The sequence below is a fragment of the Micromonospora sp. CA-249363 genome, from assembly GCF_050950185.1.
Lineage (GTDB): Bacteria > Actinomycetota > Actinomycetes > Mycobacteriales > Micromonosporaceae > Micromonospora.
The window spans coordinates 5,270,894-5,289,879 of the sequence record NZ_CP192020.1 but is presented as its reverse complement, the minus strand read 5'-3'; the positions used below and the strand labels follow the sequence as shown (position 1 = coordinate 5,289,879).

The following is an 18,986-nucleotide window of genomic DNA, read 5'->3' as shown; positions in this document are numbered from 1 at the left end:
CCGTATCGCCACGCGGTCCTTCGGTGGCGTTCTACGCTCCGGGAGATGGCGGCGGTGCACCCCTGATGGCGCGGCGCGCTGCCGTTTCCGCAGGTCGCGCGAACTCAGACGAGAGGAAGCACGCATGGCGGTCAGGACGAAGACCCGGCCCGGCACCACCGAGATCCGGCCGTTCACGGTGGAAATCCCGCAGGCGGACCTGGACGACCTGAAACGGCGGCTCGCCGCCACGCGGTGGCCGGAAAAGGAGATCGTCGACGACCAGTCGCAGGGTGTGCCACTGGCGACCATCCAGGCCGTCGCGCGTTACTGGGAGAACGAGTACGACTGGCGCAAGGTCGAGGCGCGGCTGAACTCCCTACCGCAGTTCATGACCACCATCGACGGGGTCGACATCCACTTCATCCACGTGCGCTCGAAGCACGAGGACGCGCTTCCGCTCATCGTGACCCACGGGTGGCCCGGGTCGATCATCGAGCAGCTGAAGATCATCGAGCCGCTGACCGACCCGACCGCGTACGGCGCGAGCGCGTCGGACGCCTTCCACGTGGTGATCCCGTCGCTGCCCGGCCATGGCTTCTCGGGCAAGCCCACCTCCGCGGGCTGGAACCCGCAGAAGATCGCCACCGCCTGGACCGAGCTGATGACGCGCCTCGGGTACGACCGGTTCGTCGCCCAGGGCGGCGACTGGGGAGCGGTCATCGTGGACCAGATGGGCGTGCAGGCCCCGGCGGAGCTGCTCGGCATCCACACCAACATGCCCGGCGCGATCCCGCCCGAGATCGACCTGCTGTTCCAGGGCGACACCACCGGCGCGAACAACGCCATGGGCTCGCTGCCATCCGGTCTCTCCGACGACGAGATGCGTGCCGCCGAGGAGGCCAACTTCGTCTGGAAGCACGTCGCGTACGCCCTGATGATGGCGACGCGTCCGCAGACGCTGACCGGGCTCGCGGACTCCCCGGCCGGCCTGGCGGCGTTCCTGCTCGACCACGACGCGAAGAGCCTGGCCCTGATCGCGAACGTCTTCGAGGGCGCCCAGGCGGGCCTGACCCGCGACGACATCCTGGACAACATCTCGCTCTACTGGCTGACGAACACCGCGATCTCCGCGTCCCGCCTCTACGCGGAGAACAAGCTCTCGTTCTTCGCCACCAAGGGCGTCAACGTCCCGGTCGCCGTGAGCGTCTTCCCCGACGAGCTGTACGAGGCGCCGCAGAGCTGGGCGGAGCAGGCGTACCCGAACCTCATCTACTACAACAGGCTGGACGTCGGCGGGCACTTCGCGGCCTGGGAGCAGCCGAAGATCTTCTCCGAGGAGCTGCGCACCGCCTTCCGGTCGCTGCGCTAGATGGCCGCGTTCGGTCGGGTGCACCTGCCGCCGCTCGGCGGGGCGGTCGAGTGGCTCAACTCCGAGCCGCTCGGCCCCGCCGATCTGCGCGGACGCGTCGTACTCGTGAACTTCTGGACGCTGACCTGCATCAACTGGCTACGCCAGGAGCCGTACGTGCGGGCCTGGTCACGGGCCTACCGGGACGACGGCCTGGTCGTCGTCGGGGTGCACACGCCGGAGTTCGGATTCGAGCACCAGATCGACTGGGTACGCGCCGCCGTCGCGGCGCGCGACATCGACTACCCGGTCGCGGTCGACAGCGACTACGCGATCTGGGGCGCGTTCGCCAACCAGTACTGGCCGGCGCTCTACTTCGTCGACGCCGACGGCGTGATCAGCGACGAGCACTTCGGTGAGGGCCGCTACGAGCAGTCCGAACGGGTTCTCCAGCGGCTGCTCGGTGTCGAGCGGGACCTCGTACCCGTCGCGGGGACCGGCATCGAGGCGGCGGCCGACTGGGACCAGGTGCGCACGCCCGAGACGTACCTCGGCTTCGGTCGTGGCGGACACTTCGCGTCGCCGCACGGCGCCGCCCTCGACGAACGCCGCGTCTACGACCTCCCGGAGAGCCTGGGACTCAACCAGTGGGCCCTCGCCGGGGCGTGGACGATCGGTCCCGAGAAGGCGGTGCTCGCCCAGGCCGGCGGGAGCATCGCCTTCCGCTTCCACGCCCGCGACGCGCACCTCGTGCTGTCGCCCGACGGGCAGGGGCCGATCCCGTACCGGGTGCTCCTCGACGGCGAGCCTCCCGGCGCGTCGCACGGCGTGGACGTCGACGTCGACGGCAACGGCGTCCTCCAGGACGGGCGGCTGTACCAGCTTGTCCGCCAGGACGGCACGGTCGGCGAGCGGACCGTCGAGATCAGGTTCGACGCGCCCGGCGCCGAGGCGTACGCCTTCACGTTCGGCTGACCGGGGGCCACCTCGGCGCGTGGGCCCGCCTAGTGTCGACTGCTGTGACAACGCCCGAGATCACCATCGCCACCCCCGCCGATCGGGACGCCGTCGTCGCCACGCTGGTCGCCGCGTTCGTCAAGGACCCCGTCCTGCGGCACCTGTTCCCCGACGACGAGACCTATCCGCGGCACGCCGCGACCTTCTTCGGAGACCTCTTCGACAAGCGGGTGCACCGGTCGTCGATCTGGACGATCGGTGCCGGAGCCTCGGTCGCCCTGTGGGACCCGCCGGCCGAGCCGCAGGACGCCGGGCATCCGTCACCGCCCGACGGAGGTGCCGCCGCTCGTTACCCCGCCGACGTGCTGGCCCGTGTCCAGGGGTACGACGACGCCGTACACGCGGCCCTTCCGTCGTACCCCTTCTGGTATCTGGGCGTCCTGGGCACCCACCCGGACAGCGCCGGACGCGGCTGGGGCCGCGCGGTCATGCGGGCCGGGCTGGCCCGCGCCGCCGCCGACGGCCTGCCGGCGATCCTGGAGACCAGCAACCCGGGCAACGTCGAGCTGTACCGCCGCGCCGGCTGGGAGGTGATCGGCTCCCTGGCGGAACCGGTCCCCACCTGGTTCATGCGGCAACCGCCCCGCTGACCTACCCGATCATCGCGGGCATCGGATGTCGGGTGGGCCGCCTGCCCTGCCACCTAGCGTTGCTGCTCGTAAGGGAAGGAGGCCCGAGTGCTGGAACGGCTCAACGAAGCCATGGCGCACATCGAGCGCCACCTCGACCAGCAGATCGAGGTGGCCCAGTTGGCGCGGATCGCGCTCACGTCGGAGTACCACTTCCGGCGGCTGTTCTCCGCGCTGGCCGGCATGCCGCTGTCGGAGTACATCCGCCGCCGTCGGCTCACCGTTGCCGGCGCGGACGTGCTGGCGGGGGAGCGGACGCTGCTCGATGTCGCGGTGCGCTACGGCTACGGCTCGGCCGAGGCGTTCGCCCGGGCGTTCCACGCCGTACACGGCGTGGGGCCCGGAGAGGCCCGGCGTACGGGGGCGGCGCTGCGCTCCCAGCCCCGGATGTCCTTCCGACTCACCGTGGAAGGGAGCGGCAGCATGGAGTACCGAATCGTCACGAAGGACGCCTTCGCGCTGGTGGGGCGCAAGGCGCGTGTCCCGCTGGTGCACGAGGGGATGAACCCGGCGATCGTCGCGTTCATCAGGAGCATCGACAAGGAGACGACCGCCCGGATCGAGGCGCTCTCCGACCAGGAGCCGGCCGGGATCGTCAACGTCAGCGACAACCTGGCCGACACCCGGGCCGAGGGCAGCGAGCTGGACTACTGGCACGGGGCGGTCACCTCGGCCACGCCACCGCAGGACCTGGACGCGCTGCCCGTACCGGCCGGATCGTGGGCGGTGTTCACCACCTCCGGCGCGTTCCCGCAGGCGGTGCAGTTCCTGTGGCGGGACGTGTTCACCCAGTGGTTCCCGTCCAACCCGTACCGCAGCCGACCCGGACCGGAGATCTCGCGGGTGCGGGTCTCCGCGGACGGGACCACGGCGGACGCCGAGTTGTGGATCCCCGTCGAACGGGTCACGGCCTAGTCGGGTACGTCGTCCCAGGTGGTGCCCGGCGGCAGGTGCCCGGCCGACGGGTTGTCGCGCAACGCGTACGCGATGACCAGCAGCGCGTGCTTGTCCAACTCGGGCAGCCGGTCCAGCGGGAACCATCGCACGTCCAGCGACTCGTCGTCGTTGACCCGGGCGGTGCCGGACACGACCCGGCAGACGAAGCCCAGGTTGAGGTACTCGCAGTGGTCGCCGTTGGGGTAGGTGTGCGGGTGGGAGACGGCACTGGTGAGGCGCAGCGGCGTCACGTCCAGGCCGGTCTCCTCCCGCACCTCCCGGACCAGCGCGGTGGCCGGCTGCTCGCCCGGCTCGACGAAGCCGCTGATCACCGACCATCGCCCGTCGTCCGAGCGTTGGCCGAGCAGCAGCTCACCGGCGTCGTTGCGGATGACCGCGCTGACGCTGGGCAGCCACAGCAGGTCGTGGCCGACGTGCTTGCGCATCCGCACGATGTAGTCCGGTACCGCCATCGGGCGATCATAGGCCGCGCGGCGTCGGCCACCGTCGTCCCGTCGAGGTCGCGTCGTGCTCAGCCCGACCATTGCACGGTACGACGAAAGCGCGCGTACTCCGCGGCGAGCTCGGCGTCGATGCGTTCCAGCCGGGCGGGGGTGAGCACCACCGACGGGTCCTGCCACGGGCGTCCGGCGAGCAGTTGGCGACGCAGCCCGCGCGGCGGGTGAGCGGCGAAGAGCGAGGCCTCGTCACGGACCGACAGTTGGCGCAGCAGCGGTAGCCGGTCACTGTTCGCCGCGCGGGCCTCGGTGAACGCCGACCGCCAACGGTCCGGGCCGTGCCCCGCCCGGGCGTGAACGCGTACCGCCAACTTCAGCGACTCGGTGGCCAGCATCGCGTCGAGCAGGTCGGTGGCGGCCGTCGTGCCGGCGACCCGGGCGGCGAGGTCGTCGGCGAGGTACTCGGCGCGCTGGCTGTCCCGCAGCGCCACGCTCACCAACACGAGGTGCGCGCCGAACAGCACCCGGGACACCATCCACTGGAACGCGCGGCCCAGCGCGTCAGCCACCATCTCCACCAGCCCGGCCCCGACGGTGTTCGGTACCGGCCGGAACAGGTCGGCCGCCGACGCGAGCGTGGTGAACGCGGGTTGGGTGAGCAGCCCCCGACGCGGGTCGCCGTTGACGAAGTGGCCGAGTTCGTGCCCGAGCAGCGCCACCCGCTCGCCGGCGGGAAGCGAACCCCACAGTGGCAGCCCGAGCGCCCGCACCCGGCGGCGTCGCACCCCGACCGCGCCCGCGTACGCGTTGACGGCCCCGTCGACGCCGACCACGTCCGGTACCGGCGCGCCGATCGCCGCGGCCACCTCGTCGATCAGCCCGAACAGCTCCGGCGCCCGGTCGCGGGACAGCACGTCCAGATCCGGGTCGACCCGGCCGAAGCGTGGCCGGAGAGCGACCGCCAGGGCGACCATCGCCACACCGAACACGATCGCCAGGTTGGGGAAGGGAAACGCCACGATCAGCCATCCGCCGACGACCGCGAGGGCGAGCAGGGCCGCGATCAGCAGCAGGGACACCACCGCGATCAGCGTCCGGGCCGCACTCGACCCGCCGCCGCCGAGCGGACGGCCGAGCAACTGGCGGAACTGCTGCCCGGTCGCCCGGAACGCCAGCCGGTAGGTCCACCGGTCGATCCAGGTCCAGCCGAACTCGCGCTCGCGCCGCCCGGGGTCGTACGCGTCCAGGTTCCACTCGCAGCCGGGGCACCACGGCGCCGCGTCCCTCAGCGACGCGGTGGTCGTTCCGCATCGCGGGCACGCCCCCGTGCCCGTCACCGTGTTGATCACGGCCACGAATCCTGCCCCGGACCGCCGGACGGGGGAATCAACCGTTCGGCTCGCGCTTCACAGCGCCTCCCACCTGCACTTCTTTCGGCGTTTTCGCCCGCGGTGCGATAAGCGTCTCTACTGTGGAGAGGGTTAGGCGACTTGTGTGATCCGGTGGCGGGCGACCGGTTCGCGGTGCACAGTGTTTCCCATGAGCGACAGCGGACGCAGTGGGCAGTTCTACTGGTGCACCCGACACCACCGGGTCGAGACGGACGCCGACGTGTGTCCGGCGAAGCACGTCCTCGGCCCGTACAACTCGGCGGCCGACGCGGAGAACGCCCTGCAGCGAGTGCAGGAGCGGAACGAGGCGTGGGAGGCCGAGGACGCGCGTTGGGCCGGGGAGGACAGGTAGACGGCGCGGGACGGCCCGCGTCGCGGTAGTTCGTGCTCCGCGAGGACGCACGCGAGAGCACGTCCCCAAGGAGGGAACCACGATGGCCGTTACACAGCAGGCCACCACCCGCCCGGCTGCCCGCAAGACCACCGCGAAGAAGACCGCCGCGGCGGAGCGTGGCACGTCGGCGAGCCGGACCACGCCCGTACGCAAGTCCACCACGGGTGTGGCGAAGGCGCCGGGCCGCAAGGCGGCCGGCGGGGCGGGGCGTGCCCCGGCGAAGAAGACGACCACGGCGGCGACGAAGGCCCCCGCGAAGAAGGCCACGGCGACGAAGACGGCGAAGACCACGGCGGCGGCCAAGAAGACGACGGCGGCCAAGAAGACCACGGCGGCCAAGAAGGCCCCCGCGAAGAAGACCGCGACCACGGCCAGGACCACGGCCGCCAAGAAGGCCCCCGCGAAGACCACGTCCGCCCGCGGGACGACCACCGCCGCGAAGCGGAGCCCGGCGTCCACGGCGCGCAAGAGCGCCACCGCGACCAAGGCGACGAGCACGGCGAAGAAGACGACGAGCGCGGCGAAGAAGACCACCGCGTCGGCGGCCAAGAGGACCACGGCCGCGACGAAGGCGCCCGCCCGCAAGGTCGCGACCAAGGCGTCGGCGGTGAAGAAGACGGCCGCGAAGAAGGCCCCCGCGAAGAAGGCCCCCGCCAAGAAGACCACGGCGGCGAAGAAGACGGCGACCCGTCCGGCCGTCGGCGCCCGCAAGGCGGCGGCGAAGAAGGCCCCGGCCTCGAAGGTGACCGGCACGTCGTCGACGACCGCCCGCAAGGCGGCGGCGAAGAAGGCCCCGGCGAAGAAGACCACCGCCGCCAAGGCGCCGGCCCGCAAGGTGACCGCCCGCAAGTCGCCGTCGCGGCCGGTCGCCGCACGGGCAACCGCCCCCCGGGGTACGCGGACCACGGCTCGCAGGGCGACCGGCTGACCGCTGGTTGTCCCGGGCTGACCGCTGGTCGTCCTCGGGCTGGCCGCCGGGTGCCTCGGGCTGGCGCTGGTCGCCGTTCCGGCCTGGCCGCTGGTCGTCCTCGGGCTGGCCGCTGCTCGTCCCCGGCCTGACGGCTGGTCGTCCTCGGGGTGGCCGCCGGTTGCCTCGGGCCGGCGCTGGTCGCCGTTCCGGGCTGGCCGGGCGGCGCGGCGTCGACTCGGCCGGTCACCGGAAGCGGATCACCGGCGGCGCTGTCAGGATTGACCCGTGGTCATCCGACGCGTACTCGCCCCCCGCATCGACTTCGGCGCGCTGCGCCGCGAGCTCGGCCTGCCCGAGCGCTTTCCCGAGGCCGCCCAGCGGGAGGCCGACGCCGCGGCTGCCGCGCCGCCCCGGCCGGCCGTCGACCGCACCGACGTACCGTTCGTCACCGTCGACCCGGCCACCTCCCGTGACCTGGACCAGGCGATGCACCTGGCCCGCCGGCCGGGGGGCGGCTACCGCGTGCGGTACGCGATCGCGGACGTCGCCGCGCACGTCGAGCCGGGCGGCGCGCTCGAGGAGGAGACCTGGCGGCGGGGGCAGACGGTCTACCTGCCCGACGGCAACGTGCCGCTGCACCCGGTGACGCTCAGCGAGGGCGCGGCCAGCCTGCTGCCTGACGACGACCGCGCGGCCGTGGTGTGGACCATCGACCTGGACGCCGACGGCGGCACGGTGGCCGTCGAGCTGGAGCGGGCCCTGGTCCGTAGTCGGGCCAAGCTCGACTACACCGGCGTGCAGGCGGCGGCGGACGCCGGCCGGCTGCCCGAGCCGATCGCGCTGCTGCCCGAGATCGGCGACCGGCTGACCGCCCGAGGGCTGCGCCGGGGGGCCATCAACCTGCCGCTGCCCGAGCAGGACGTGGAGCCCGACGGCGACGGGTGGCGGCTGGTGCTGCGCGGTCCGGCGCCCATGGAGGAGCACAACGCGCAGATCTCGCTGCTGACCGGGATGGCCGCCGCCGACATCATGCTGGCCGGCGGGATCGGTCTGCTCCGGACGATGCCCCCACCGAAGCCGGAGGCGGTGCAACGCCTGCGGGCGGCCGCCGCCCCGCTGGGCGTGCGCTGGCCGGACGGCGCGAGCGCCGGCGAGGTCATCGCCGGCCTGGACGCCGCGCAGCCACGTGCCGCCGCGTTCATCGACCAGGCGGCCGAGCTGATGCGCGGCGCCGCGTACACCGCCTTCGACGGCAGCCGCCCGGAGCAGCCGGAGCACGGCGGGGTCGCGGCCGCGTACGCCCATGTCACGGCGCCGCTGCGGCGCCTGGCCGACCGGTACGCCACCGAGGTCTGCCTGGCCCTGCACGCGGGCCGTGAGGTGCCCGACTGGGCCCGCGCCGCGCTTCCCCGGCTGCCCGAGGTGATGGCCAGCACCGACCGCACCGCCTCGGCGGCCAGCCGGGGTGCGGTCGAACTGGCCGAGGCGGTGCTCCTGGAACACCGGGTGGGGGAGACCTTCGACGCGGCGGTGCTCGACGTCGACGCTCCGCCCAACGGCAAGTCCCGGCCGCGCCCGCCCGGCGGCACGGTGGCCCTGGACGCCCCGCCGGTCCGCAGCCGCTGCCTCGGCGAACTGCCGCTCGGCGAACGGGTCCGCGTCCGCCTGGTCACCGCCGACCCGGCGGCCCGCACGGTGCTGTTCGAGCTGGCCTGAGGGGGCCGCGCGGGCAGCGGGGATTGTCACAGCGGCTGGCGGCTCTGGCACGCCCAGCGGTTTGCGAGGATGAGCCCATGGCATACGACGCGAGCACGCTGCCCGACGTTTCCGGGCTGACGGTCGGCATCATCGGCGGCACCGGCGACCAGGGACGTGGCCTCGCCTATCGACTCGCCCGGGCCGGACAGACGGTGCTGATCGGCTCGCGTTCCGCGGAGCGCGCCGCCGAGTCGGCCGCCGAGATCGCCGCGCTTCCCCGGATGCCGGCCGACGTCCGCATCACCGGCGCGGCCAACGACGAGGTGGCCCGCCGCAGCGACGTGGTGATCATCGCGGTGCCGTGGGACGGGCACGCCGCCACCGTCGCCGCCCTCGCCGAGCCGCTGGCCGGCACGATCGTCGTGGACTGCGTCAACCCGCTCGGCTTCGACAAGCAGGGTCCGTACGCGCTCACCGTCGCCGAGGGCAGCGCCGTCCAGCAGGCCGCCGCGCTGCTGCCCGACTCCCGCGTCTGCGCCGCGTTCAACCACGTGAGCGCCCCACTGCTGGCCGATCCCGAGGTCGACCGGATCGACCTCGACGTGCTGATCTGCACCGAGGACCGGGAGCTGGTCGACATCGTCGGGGCGCTCGCCGCCCGGATCCCCGGCATGCGGGGCATCTACGCAGGCCGGTTGCGCAACGCCCACCAGATCGAGGCGTTCACCGCGAACCTGATCGCCATCAACAAGCGCTACAAGGCCCACGCCGGCATTCGCGTCACCGACCTCTGACAGTGCCCTGGGGGATCATGGGGCATGACCGATGCTGACGCGGTGTTGCGGATCGCGGATCTGCGCCGAGCGTGCTCGATGTTGTTGGATGCGGCCGAGAGCCGATTCGGTCCGGAGATCCAGCTGTCACAGCTCGGCGTCGACCATTACTGGGACATGGACCTGGGTGCGGCGTTTGGGATGGTCCAGCGCCCCGAGTTGGAGATCGACTGTGGGCAGAGCAGCGACGAGGTCGCCGAGCTGACGAGCCTCCTGCAACGGGGTGGTCCAGAGGGCTTCGTGTCGCTGTGGCACGACCTTTCGCACGTGAGCGGGCTGTTGCGACTGCTGGCGTACCTCGACCTGCCCGACAATCGCGACGCGCCCGAGAAGTGCGATGCGGCTCGCTGATCGGTTGACCCAGCAGTTGGCAACCGGTGGGTGGCGGCAACATCGGTTCGTGCCCGACGACGAGGTCGCCTTCGTGCGCGAGCCCGTCCCAGGGTCGTCTTCCGCTTCGGCGTCAATCTCGCCGGGCGTCATGCTGTTTCGCTCAACCCCAGCCTCGGCGTCGAACTCGCGGCCGTCGCCGAACTGCAAGGGCAACTCTTCGGGCGCGTAGGCACTGTGTGCCAGGTGGGCGCAACCATGATGGACCTGGTGAGGGCCGCGGAGAATTCCGAGGTTTCGGTCTTCCGCTGGTGGGTCGCGTCGCCAGAACAGGTGGACGAAGTCGTTGACCGGGTGGTCGCCGACCAGGCTGCCTATGGTGATCCGTTCCTAGCCGCCAACCAGACGCTGCCGAAGGTGATCCAGACCCTGCTCGGACAGCCGAAATCGCAGGTCCAGTACGGGACTCTGGCCGTCTGCCTGGCGGTGTCAGGCGACTTGCCCGAGGCCCGCGCCATGCTGGCGAAGTTCGGTTCGGTCCGCCAGGTGTTCGCGGGCGGCGTGACCGAGATGTTCGTCCACAACTTCACCGAGCGGTTCGGCAACTAGGGATCCATCCTCACGGTAGGCCACCTCCGGGTGGGTCACGTTCGTCGGTGGTACTGGTTGCGGCGGGGGAGCTGGTCCGGGTCGAGCCAGGCCGGCGGGACGAATTCGGGGTGGCCGTCGCCGCCGAGTCGGACCGTCCACTCGCCGTGGTGGAGGTGGCGGTGGTGGTGGCCGCAGAGGAGCACGGAGTTGGTCAGGCGGGTGTCGCCGCCGTCGGCCCAGTGGTGGATATGGTGGGCGTCGCACCAGCGGGGTGGGCGGTCGCAGCCGGGGAAGGCGCAGCCGCGGTCGCGTAGGACCAGGGCGCGGCGCAGGGGGCCGGTGACGAGTCGGCGCTGGCGGCCGACGTCGAGTGTCTGGCCGGCGCTGCCGAGGACAGCGGGCAGGATGGCGGCGTCGCAGGCGAGCCGCCGTACGGTCTCGGCGGTGAGCCCGAGGCCGCTGTCGAGGGCACCCGCGCCGAGTTGCTCGACGAGGCGGTCGAAGCTGGTGGTGACCACGAGTTGAGTCGGCTCGCCGCCGTGCTCGGGCAGCTGACCGGTGCGCAGGGCGAGTCGGCAGAGGTCGCCGAGCGCGTCGTGCCGCCGTTGCCCGGGTGACCGCTGGTCGTCCTGGCCGCAGGGAGCGGTCAGCGGGTCGATGGCGGTGCGGAGCAGGCCGGCTGTCTCCGCGTCGAGGGTGCCGCTCAACCGCAGCCGGCCGTCGGTCAGCTCGGACAGGGTGAGGTGACGATCCCGGGTGGCGCGGCGGGCTTCGGCGTCGAGGGCGGCCTTGGCGGCGGCGTCGGCTGCCTCGGGGGCGACGTGGTCGAGGATGCGGGTGCCGAGCTTGCGCAGCAGGCTCGGGTCGAACTGACCGGCCCAGTCGACGAGGACGCCGACCGCTCTGCTGGCGACCTCGGCGCCGGCGGCGGCCCGCACGGTGTCGACGGTGTCGGCGATGACGCGGGCGTGCTCCAGGCTGACGTCTCCGTCGGTCAGCGCCCGGCGGACTTCGGGAGCGCCTGCGTCGAGGGCGGCGGCGGACTCGACCAGCCGGCGGGCGGCGGGGACGGTCAGTCGCAGGCGGTCGCGCAACCAGACCGCTGTGGACGACGCGCCCTGTGCCCGGGCCGTGCCCCGGCCGTCCAACTCGCGCACCAAGGCCAGCTTGACCGCCGCGAGCTGCTGCTCGAGCCGGTGCGCGTCGTCGAGCGCAGCCACCAGGTCGTGCTCGGCGAGGGCCCAGACGGGCGCGACGGCGGCAGCCGCCACCGCGCCCCTCGCCTGCGCCAACTCGTCGATCACATGGCGATATTAGAACAGGCGTACGACAAAACCAGTCACCATGATCAATGAGGATCGCTGTGGGCGGCGGCGAGGCCGCCCGTCATCAGAGGTGCACTGACAGTCGCTCGCTACCGCCAGCCGCCGCCGACGACGGCGCCCCTCGCCGCCTCTGCCTGCGCCGTCGCTAGTGGCCACACCTGCCTTTGCCGGCGGTGGTGGCGGCTCTCGCCTGTGCGGCCGCGCTAGGTCGCGCATGGTTGAGCGAGAGCCCCGGCGGGGCGGAGGCGGCGCGGACCTCGCCGCTTCCCGCCACCAGGAGCGCTGACCCCTGGCGCGGCCATCGCTATCGGGAGCGCTGGCCCCGCCGTGACGCGTTGTCCGCCCTAGAAGGTGTGCTCGGCGGCCGGGAATTCGCCGCCCCGAACCTCGTCGGCGAAGCGGCGGGTGGCGTCGATGAGGACGTCCGCGAGGTCCGCGTACCGCTTCACGAAGCGTGGCGCCTTGCCGGTGCGCAGGCCGGCCATGTCCTGCCACACGAGCACCTGGGCGTCGGTGTCCGGGCCGGCGCCGATGCCGACGGTGGGGATGGGCAGCTCGTGGGTGATCTGCTTGGCCACCACGCCCGGCACCATCTCCAGCACCACCGCGAACGCGCCGGCCTCGGCCACCGCCCGCGCGTCGGCCAGCACCTCGTCGGCCGTGTCGCCCCGGCCCTGCACCCGGTAGCCGCCCAGGGTGTGCTCGCTCTGCGGGGTGAAGCCGATGTGCGCCATGACCGGGATGCCGGCGCCGACGATCGCGGCGATCTGCGCGGCGCAGCGGCGGCCACCCTCCAGCTTCACCGCGTGACAGCCGCCCTCCTTCATGAACCGGACGGCGGTACGCAGCGCCTGGGCCGGGCCCTCCTCGTAGGAGCCGAACGGCAGGTCACCGACGACGAGCGCCTGCTTCGTCGAGCGCACCACGGCCCGTACCAGCGGCAGCAGGTCGTCGGCGGTGATCGGCAGGGTGGTCTCGTAGCCGAAGACGTTGTTCGCCGCCGAATCGCCGACCAGCAGCACCGGCACGCCGGCCCGGTCGAAGATCCCCGCCGTGTACTGGTCGTACGAGGTGAGCATCGGCCACCGTTCGCCGCGCTCCTTGGCGGCGATCAGGTCGCGGGTGCGGACCCGACGGGTGGCCGGTCCGCCGTACAGCGCGGTCACCTCGTGCGGAGTGGACTCGATCATGACTGTCTCCCTTCCTCGAGGCCGCCTGCGCGGTCCCCGGGCTCCGCCGATCGTCGCACCGCGAGGTGGGGCGGCGGCAGGGCGCAGTGCAAGATGTCACTCCGCCGGCCGGGGCCGTCGGGCGCGAGCCCGCCGGGAGGCCGCCGGGCCGCGTCACCGGCCCGGCAACCCATCGGGTGTACGAGGTCAGCCGTGCTCCCGCCACCGGTTCGTGATCGGCAGTCGACGGTCCCGGCCGAACGCCTTCATGGAGATCTTCGTGCCCGGCGCGGACTGGCGTCGCTTGTACTCGGCGGTATCCACCAGCCGCAGCACCTTGTCGACCACAGCCGGATCGTGACCCGACTCGACAAGCCCGTCCCGGCCCAGGTCGCCGTCGACGTAGCCGATGAGGATCGGGTCCAGCACGTCGTAGTCGGGCAGGGAGTCGCTGTCGAGCTGGCCCGGGCTCAACTCGGCGCTCGGCGGCTTGCCGATCGAGTTCTCCGGGATGGGGGCGGTCTCGCCGCGGCGGGCCGCGTCCGTGTTGCGCCACTTCGCCAGACGCCACACCAGCGTCTTCCAGACGTCCTTGATCGGGTTGAAACCGCCCACCGAGTCGCCGTACAGGGTGGAGTAGCCGACCGCCAGCTCGCTCTTGTTGCCGGTGGTCAGCACCAGGTGGCCCTCCTGGTTCGACAGCGCCATGAGGATGACACCGCGTACCCGGGCCTGGAGGTTCTCCACGGCGATCCCGGACAGCGACAGGTTCGCCAGGAAGGCGTCCACCATCGGCTGGATCGGCTCGACGCGGTAGTCGAGGCCGGTGCGCTTGGCCAGGTCGGCGGCGTCCTCGCGGGAGTGCTCGGAGGAGTGCTGGCTGGGCAGCGACACGCCGACCACCCGGTCCGGGCCGAGCGCGTCGACGGCGAGGGCGGCCACCACCGCCGAGTCGATGCCGCCGGACAGGCCGAGCACCACCGACGAGAACCGGTTCTTGTTGACGTAGTCGCGCAGGCCGAGCACCAGCGCGTGCCAGACCTCGGCCTCGTCGGCGACCGGTTCGATCAGCCCGCCGATGACGGCGGGACCGGTCGGCGCGGGCGGGATGGCGTCCACCGTGTGGTACGCCACCCGCATGCCGTCCGCGACGCCGTCGTTGCCCGGGGTCCCGGTGGCGGCCGGCAGCTCGACGTCGTGCACGAGCAGGTGCTCGACGAACTGCGGCGCGCGGGTGAGCAGCTCGCCGTCGGGGGTGACGATCATCGAGTCGCCCTCGAAGACCAGCTCGTCCTGCCCGCCGATCATGTTCACGTACGCGATGGTCGCGTTCGCCTCGGCGGCGCGGCGGCGGACCAGGGGCAGCCGGATGTCGTCCTTGTTCAACTCGTACGGCGAGCCGTTGATGTTGACCACGAGCCCGACGCCGGCCTGCCGGGCGGCGGTGAACGGCCCGCCGGCCTGCCACAGGTCCTCGCAGATGGTCAGCGCCACGTCCACCCCGCCGATCCGCACAACGGTCAGCTCGTCACCGGAGACGAAGTAGCGGTCCTCGTCGAACACGCCGTAGTTGGGCAGGTGGTGCTTGAAGTAGCGGGCGACCACCTCGCCCCGGTGCAGCAGCGCGGCGGCGTTGCGGGCGCCCCGCCCCGGCTCGGCGTCCCCGCTGACCTGGGGCGGCCCGTCGGCGTCCAGGTAGCCGACCACGACCGGCAGGTCACCGAGACCGTCACCGGCGAGGTCGGCCGCGAGCTGCCGCAGGGTGGCCTGGGACGCGGCCACGAAGGACCGCCGGAAGACCAGGTCCTCGACCGGATAGCCGGTCAACATCATCTCCGGGAAGAGCACCAGCTGGGCGCCGGCGTCGGCCGCCTGGCGGGTCCAGCTGCGGACCAGGTCGGCGTTGCCGGCGAGGTCGCCGACGCTCGGGTTGACCTGGGACAGGGCGAGACGCAGGGTGGGCATGTCCTCATCTTGCCTCAGCTTCGGCAGAGCAATCCGTACCCTCGGACGAGACGGCGACCACGCGCGGACAGCGCGCGGCCGTCGGGTCGCATCGGTACCGCTCGTCGGGCGGGACACGAGGGGACGCGCGGCGGCGGTTCGCGTAACGTCTGCGTAACCAGGCCCGGGAACACTGGGCCGGCAGGTCGGGCGCAGCCCGGCCAAGGCGGACAAAGAGTGTCGCGAGGGGTTGGGGAAGTGGACCGTCAGCAGGAGTTCGTCCTCCGTACGCTGGAAGAGCGGGACATCCGGTTCGTCCGGCTGTGGTTCACGGACGTGCTGGGCACGCTCAAGAGCGTCTCGGTGGCGCCCGCGGAGTTGGAAGCGGCCTTCGAGGAGGGCATCGGCTTCGACGGCTCGGCGATCGAGGGCTTCGCGCGCGTCTTCGAATCGGACATGGTCGCGATGCCCGACCCCACCACCTTCCAGGTCTTCCCGTTCGAGGGCGGAGTCAGCGGCGAGAGCGCCCGGATGTTCTGCGACATCCTGCTGCCCGACGGCGGCCCCTCCTGGGCCGACCCACGGCACGTGCTGCGCCGCGCGCTGTCCAAGGCGGCCGAGAAGGGCTTCACCTTCTACACCCACCCGGAGATCGAGTTCTTCCTGCTGGAGAACGGCCCGCAGGACGGTTCGGTGCCCACCCCGGTGGACACCGGCGGCTACTTCGAGCACACCACCCACGCCGTGGCCCGCGACTTCCGCCGCCAGGGCGTGCTGGCGCTGGAGCGCATCGGCATCTCGGTGGAGTTCAGCCACCACGAGGTCGCGCCCGGCCAGCAGGAGATCGACCTGCGGTACGCCGACGCGCTGACCACCGCCGACAACATCATGACCTTCCGCCACGTGGTCAAGGAGGTCGCGCTCTCCACCGGTGTGCAGGCCAGCTTCATGCCGAAGCCGTTCACCGACCAGCCCGGCAGCGGCATGCACACCCACCTGTCGCTGTTCGAGGGCGAGCGCAACGCCTTCCACGACGGTGGCGACCCGATGAAGCTCTCCAAGGTGGCGAAGTCCTTCATCGCCGGCCTGCTGATGCACGCCCGGGAGTACACGGCGGTCACCAACCAGTGGGTCAACTCGTACAAGCGGCTCTTCCCGCAGGCACTGCCGGACCGGATCACCGAGAGCCCGGCGTACGTCTGCTGGGGTCACCTGAACCGGTCGGCGCTGGTCCGGGTGCCCGCGTACGGCAAGCCGAACTCGGCCCGGGTCGAGGTTCGCTCGCTGGACTCGGCGACCAACCCGTACCTCGCCTTCGCGGTGCTGCTCGGCGCGGGCCTCAAGGGCATCGAGGAGGGCTACGAGCTGCCGCCGGGCGCCGAGGACGACGTCTGGTCGCTGAGCAGCGCCGAGCGCCGCGCCATGGGGTACGAGGCGCTGCCGGAGAACCTGGCCGAGGCGATCGATGTGATGGCCGAGTCCGAGCTGGTCGCCGAGGTGCTGGGCGAGCACGTCTTCGACTTCTTCCTGCGCAACAAGCGGGCCGAGTGGGAGCAGTACCGCCGCGAGGTCACCCCGTACGAGCGGCAGCGTTACCTGGCGCTGTAGGGCAGGGCCTCGGCGTGGGGCTGACGCGCTTGCCCCCTGCCGCTATCGTCTCGATCACCGCGCCGGAACCTCTTCCGGGCGGAGACTCGGGAGGCAGTCGGTGCTGGAGGACCTGCTCAGCGGTGCCTGGCAGAGCGTCGTGTTCGGGATCGTGGGCGTCGGGCTCATGGCGGCCGGGTTCGGGCTCGTCGACCTGCTGACCCCGGGGCGGTTGCGGGAGCTGATCTGGGTCGAGCGCAACACCAACGCGGGGTTGCTGCTCGCCGCCAACCAGCTCGGCATCGCCGGCATCGTCTTCACGGCGATCCTCACCAGCTACAGCGACTTCGGCAAGGGGCTCGCCTCCACCGTGGTCTTCGGGTTGGTCGGGCTGGCCATCATGGCGCTGGCCTTCTTCGTGCTGGACCTGCTCACCCCGGGCAAGCTCGGTGAGGTCATCTGCTCGTCCGAGCCGCACCCGGCGGCCCGGGTCAGCGCCGCCACCCACTTCGGCGCCGCGTTGATCGTCTGCGCCTGCATCGCCTGAACGGGCGTCGCCTAAGCGGGCGTCGTCGGAGCGCGGACGTCGTCCGCGGGGGCGTCGCTTACGCGGGCGTCGTCTGCGGGGGCGTCGTGTGAGCGGGCGTCGTGTGAGCGGGCGTCGTCTGAGCGCGGGCGTCGTCTGAGCGCGGGCGTCGTACCCCGGTCGTAGCGTGCCGGGCATGAACCGCACGGATCGGCTCTACGCCCTGGTCGAGGAGCTGCGGGCGGTGTCGCCACGGCCCCGCAGCGCGCGCTGGCTGGCCGTGCGCTTCGAGGTGAGCAGCCGGACCATCGAGCGGGACATCGGCGCGCTCCAGCAGGCCGGGGTGCCGATCTGGGCCGAATCGGGGCGTACCGGCGGTTACGTCCTGGACCGCACCCACACCCTGCCGCCGGTCAACCTGACCGCCGCCGAGGCGGTCGCGATGGCCGTGGCGCTGCACCGGCTCGCCGGTTCGCCGTTCGCCGGGCCGGGAGCCACCGCGCTGCGCAAACTGCTGGCGGTACTGCCGGCCGCCGACGCCGCCGAGGCGCACCGGCTCGCCGGTCGGGTGCACCTGATCGGCGACGGGCCGGCCACGCCCGTCCCGGCCACCGTCGCCCACGCGGTCAGCGCGCGACGGGTGCTGCGCATCCGGTACGCCGACCGCGCCGGCGTCGGCTCGCTCCGAGACGTCGAGCCGTTGGGCTACCTCGGTAACTCCCACCACTGGTACCTGGTCGCCTGGTGTCGCCTCCGCGGCGAGGTGCGATGTTTCCGTACCGACCGGATCCGCGAGGTCGAGGCCCTGCCGGAAGTGGTGGTCCGGGAACTCCGGCCCGACGACCTGGACATCCCGCACGAGCGGGTCCGCGCGCTGAGTCTGGTCTGAGCGCCGCCTTGGGGTGTCTGAGCGCGGTTCCGGGGCCGGCGCGGTCCAGGAGTGGGTGCGCGCGGCGCGCGGAGGTCAGCACCAGCGGCGTGGCGGGTCGCCCTGGCGGTCAAGATCTACTCGGTCGCGTTGAGCGCGGTTCGGTGTGTCCGTGGCCGGCGCGGTCCGTGTCTGACGCGGTCCGGGGTTCGGTGTGTGCGCGGCCTCGGGGTCGGTCCCTCCGACCCTGCCGAATGATCGGTAAACACCGACAGGACGGTGTCGCGGACGACGTCGAAACTCCTTCGAGAGCCGGCCGGAGGGCCGGCAGTGCGAAGACCTGGAGGCAGTATGTCCGCGACGCCCATCACGTGGTTCGAGATCGGCACCGACCGGCCGGAGGAGGCGGAGCGCTTCTACGGCGACCTGTTCGGCTGGACCTTCACCGAGGAGGGCGGGGCCGCCGGTTCCTACCGGACCACCGGGGCCGGTGGCGACACCGGGATCGCCGGGGCGATCCGGGCGATCGACGGCTCGGCGCCGAACTACACGATCTTCTACGCCGAGGTCATCGACGTGGCGGAGACCTGCCGGCGGGCCGAGGCGGCCGGTGGTCAGGTGCTCGTACCGCCCCGGACCACGCCGACCGGGCTCACGCTGGCCCGGCTGACCGACCCGACCGGCAACCACCTGGGCGTGTTCGCGTCCCCACCCGGGCAGAGCTGACGCCGGCGGGCCGGTGCCCTGCCGCCGTCCAGGGGCATGATCGACTCCAGGTCGCCGATGTGGCGGTGTCCGAGTGCGATGGACACCGCCACATCGGCGACACGGAGTCGATCAGTCCGGGTGGATCACCAGACGGCCTGCCGGCCTGTGTGCTCGGCGTGCACTCGCGGGGCACGCCGTGACCGCCCCGAGCGCGGCCCAGGCTTGCGGCGCTGATCAACTCGACATCCTGGAGGTCGGGGTGTCCGGGGCCGCCGGACACCCCGACTTCACCGAGGCCGAGTGGATCAGGCCGGGCCGCCCTGTCCGGCCGGGCCGTTCTGT

19 protein-coding genes are annotated in these 18,986 nt (G+C 72.2%); 14 read left to right on the top strand and 5 right to left on the bottom strand.

Annotated elements, in window-relative coordinates:
* Positions 1-124: 124 nt before the first annotated feature.
* The 4 genes from ACQPZK_RS23405 to ACQPZK_RS23390 all read left to right on the top strand — a co-directional run bounded on the left by ACQPZK_RS23405 (position 125) and on the right by ACQPZK_RS23390 (position 3,891).
* Positions 125-1,351: an epoxide hydrolase family protein gene (locus ACQPZK_RS23405; RefSeq protein WP_433535040.1), complete on the top strand. Its 1,227-nt coding sequence runs from the start codon at positions 125-127 to the stop codon at positions 1,349-1,351.
* Complete coding sequence (locus ACQPZK_RS23400; protein ID WP_433535039.1) at positions 1,352-2,305, top strand: redoxin domain-containing protein; 954 nt, start codon at positions 1,352-1,354, stop codon at positions 2,303-2,305.
* Between the two features lie 44 nt (positions 2,306-2,349).
* The gene (locus ACQPZK_RS23395) at positions 2,350-2,937 is read left to right on the top strand and encodes a GNAT family N-acetyltransferase (RefSeq protein ID WP_433535038.1); all 588 of its coding nucleotides are present in this window, start codon (positions 2,350-2,352) and stop codon (positions 2,935-2,937) included.
* Between the two features lie 87 nt (positions 2,938-3,024).
* On the top strand, positions 3,025-3,891 hold the full coding sequence (locus ACQPZK_RS23390) for a GyrI-like domain-containing protein (protein WP_433535037.1): 867 nt from the start codon (positions 3,025-3,027) through the stop codon (positions 3,889-3,891).
* Here the strand turns inward: ACQPZK_RS23390 and ACQPZK_RS23385 are convergent.
* On the bottom strand, positions 3,888-4,385 hold the full coding sequence (locus tag ACQPZK_RS23385) for an NUDIX hydrolase (RefSeq protein WP_433535036.1): 498 nt from the start codon (positions 4,383-4,385) through the stop codon (positions 3,888-3,890). The two genes, ACQPZK_RS23390 and ACQPZK_RS23385, sit on opposite strands and share 4 nt — an antisense overlap.
* Before the next feature lie 59 nt (positions 4,386-4,444).
* Positions 4,445-5,719 (bottom strand): M48 family metallopeptidase, encoded by a 1,275-nt coding sequence (locus ACQPZK_RS23380; protein ID WP_433535035.1) that lies wholly within the window; start codon positions 5,717-5,719, stop codon positions 4,445-4,447.
* A 190-nt stretch (positions 5,720-5,909) separates the two neighbouring features.
* On the opposite strand from ACQPZK_RS23380, the gene ACQPZK_RS23375 reads away from it, so the two are divergent.
* The 6 genes from ACQPZK_RS23375 (at position 5,910) to ACQPZK_RS23350 (ending at position 10,535) form a co-directional block, all read left to right on the top strand.
* Positions 5,910-6,113 (top strand): hypothetical protein, encoded by a 204-nt coding sequence (locus ACQPZK_RS23375; protein ID WP_355051468.1) that lies wholly within the window; start codon positions 5,910-5,912, stop codon positions 6,111-6,113.
* Between the two features lie 82 nt (positions 6,114-6,195).
* A complete protein-coding gene (locus ACQPZK_RS23370) occupies positions 6,196-7,083 on the top strand; it encodes a histone (RefSeq protein WP_433535034.1) in 888 nt (295 codons plus the stop codon).
* 267 nt (positions 7,084-7,350) lie between these two features.
* Positions 7,351-8,781 (top strand): RNB domain-containing ribonuclease, encoded by a 1,431-nt coding sequence (locus tag ACQPZK_RS23365; RefSeq protein WP_433535033.1) that lies wholly within the window; start codon positions 7,351-7,353, stop codon positions 8,779-8,781.
* 77 nt (positions 8,782-8,858) lie between these two features.
* The gene (gene npdG, locus ACQPZK_RS23360) at positions 8,859-9,557 is read left to right on the top strand and encodes an NADPH-dependent F420 reductase (RefSeq protein WP_007463329.1); all 699 of its coding nucleotides are present in this window, start codon (positions 8,859-8,861) and stop codon (positions 9,555-9,557) included.
* A 24-nt stretch (positions 9,558-9,581) separates the two neighbouring features.
* A complete protein-coding gene (locus tag ACQPZK_RS23355; RefSeq protein WP_433535032.1) occupies positions 9,582-9,947 on the top strand; it encodes a hypothetical protein in 366 nt (121 codons plus the stop codon).
* Positions 9,948-10,184: 237 nt separating this feature from the next.
* Positions 10,185-10,535 (top strand): hypothetical protein, encoded by a 351-nt coding sequence (locus ACQPZK_RS23350; protein ID WP_433535031.1) that lies wholly within the window; start codon positions 10,185-10,187, stop codon positions 10,533-10,535.
* Positions 10,536-10,570: 35 nt separating this feature from the next.
* Here ACQPZK_RS23350 and ACQPZK_RS23345 read toward each other — a convergent pair whose 3' ends face one another.
* The 3 genes from ACQPZK_RS23345 to ACQPZK_RS23335 form a co-directional block, all read right to left on the bottom strand.
* Entirely contained in the window at positions 10,571-11,821 is a 1,251-nt protein-coding gene (locus ACQPZK_RS23345) for a DUF222 domain-containing protein (protein ID WP_433535030.1), read from the bottom strand.
* A gap of 365 nt (positions 11,822-12,186) precedes the next feature.
* The gene (gene panB, locus ACQPZK_RS23340; RefSeq protein ID WP_433535029.1) at positions 12,187-13,032 is read right to left on the bottom strand and encodes a 3-methyl-2-oxobutanoate hydroxymethyltransferase; all 846 of its coding nucleotides are present in this window, start codon (positions 13,030-13,032) and stop codon (positions 12,187-12,189) included.
* A gap of 186 nt (positions 13,033-13,218) precedes the next feature.
* Positions 13,219-14,976, bottom strand: a complete 1,758-nt coding sequence (locus ACQPZK_RS23335) for an NAD+ synthase (RefSeq protein WP_433535028.1) — start codon at positions 14,974-14,976, stop codon at positions 13,219-13,221.
* Between the two features lie 237 nt (positions 14,977-15,213).
* On the opposite strand from ACQPZK_RS23335, the gene glnA reads away from it, so the two are divergent.
* From glnA to ACQPZK_RS23315, 4 genes are all read left to right on the top strand, one after another.
* The gene (gene glnA / locus ACQPZK_RS23330) at positions 15,214-16,563 is read left to right on the top strand and encodes a type I glutamate--ammonia ligase (protein WP_355051478.1); all 1,350 of its coding nucleotides are present in this window, start codon (positions 15,214-15,216) and stop codon (positions 16,561-16,563) included.
* Positions 16,564-16,663: 100 nt separating this feature from the next.
* Positions 16,664-17,089, top strand: coding sequence for a DUF350 domain-containing protein (locus ACQPZK_RS23325; RefSeq protein WP_433535027.1), 426 nt, complete (start codon positions 16,664-16,666; stop codon positions 17,087-17,089).
* A gap of 175 nt (positions 17,090-17,264) precedes the next feature.
* Entirely contained in the window at positions 17,265-17,957 is a 693-nt protein-coding gene (locus ACQPZK_RS23320) for a helix-turn-helix transcriptional regulator (protein ID WP_433535026.1), read from the top strand.
* A 330-nt stretch (positions 17,958-18,287) separates the two neighbouring features.
* Positions 18,288-18,662 carry a VOC family protein gene (locus ACQPZK_RS23315; RefSeq protein ID WP_433535025.1) on the top strand — a complete coding sequence of 125 codons (375 nt, stop codon included), beginning with the start codon at positions 18,288-18,290 and terminating at the stop codon, positions 18,660-18,662.
* Positions 18,663-18,986 lie beyond the last annotated feature (324 nt).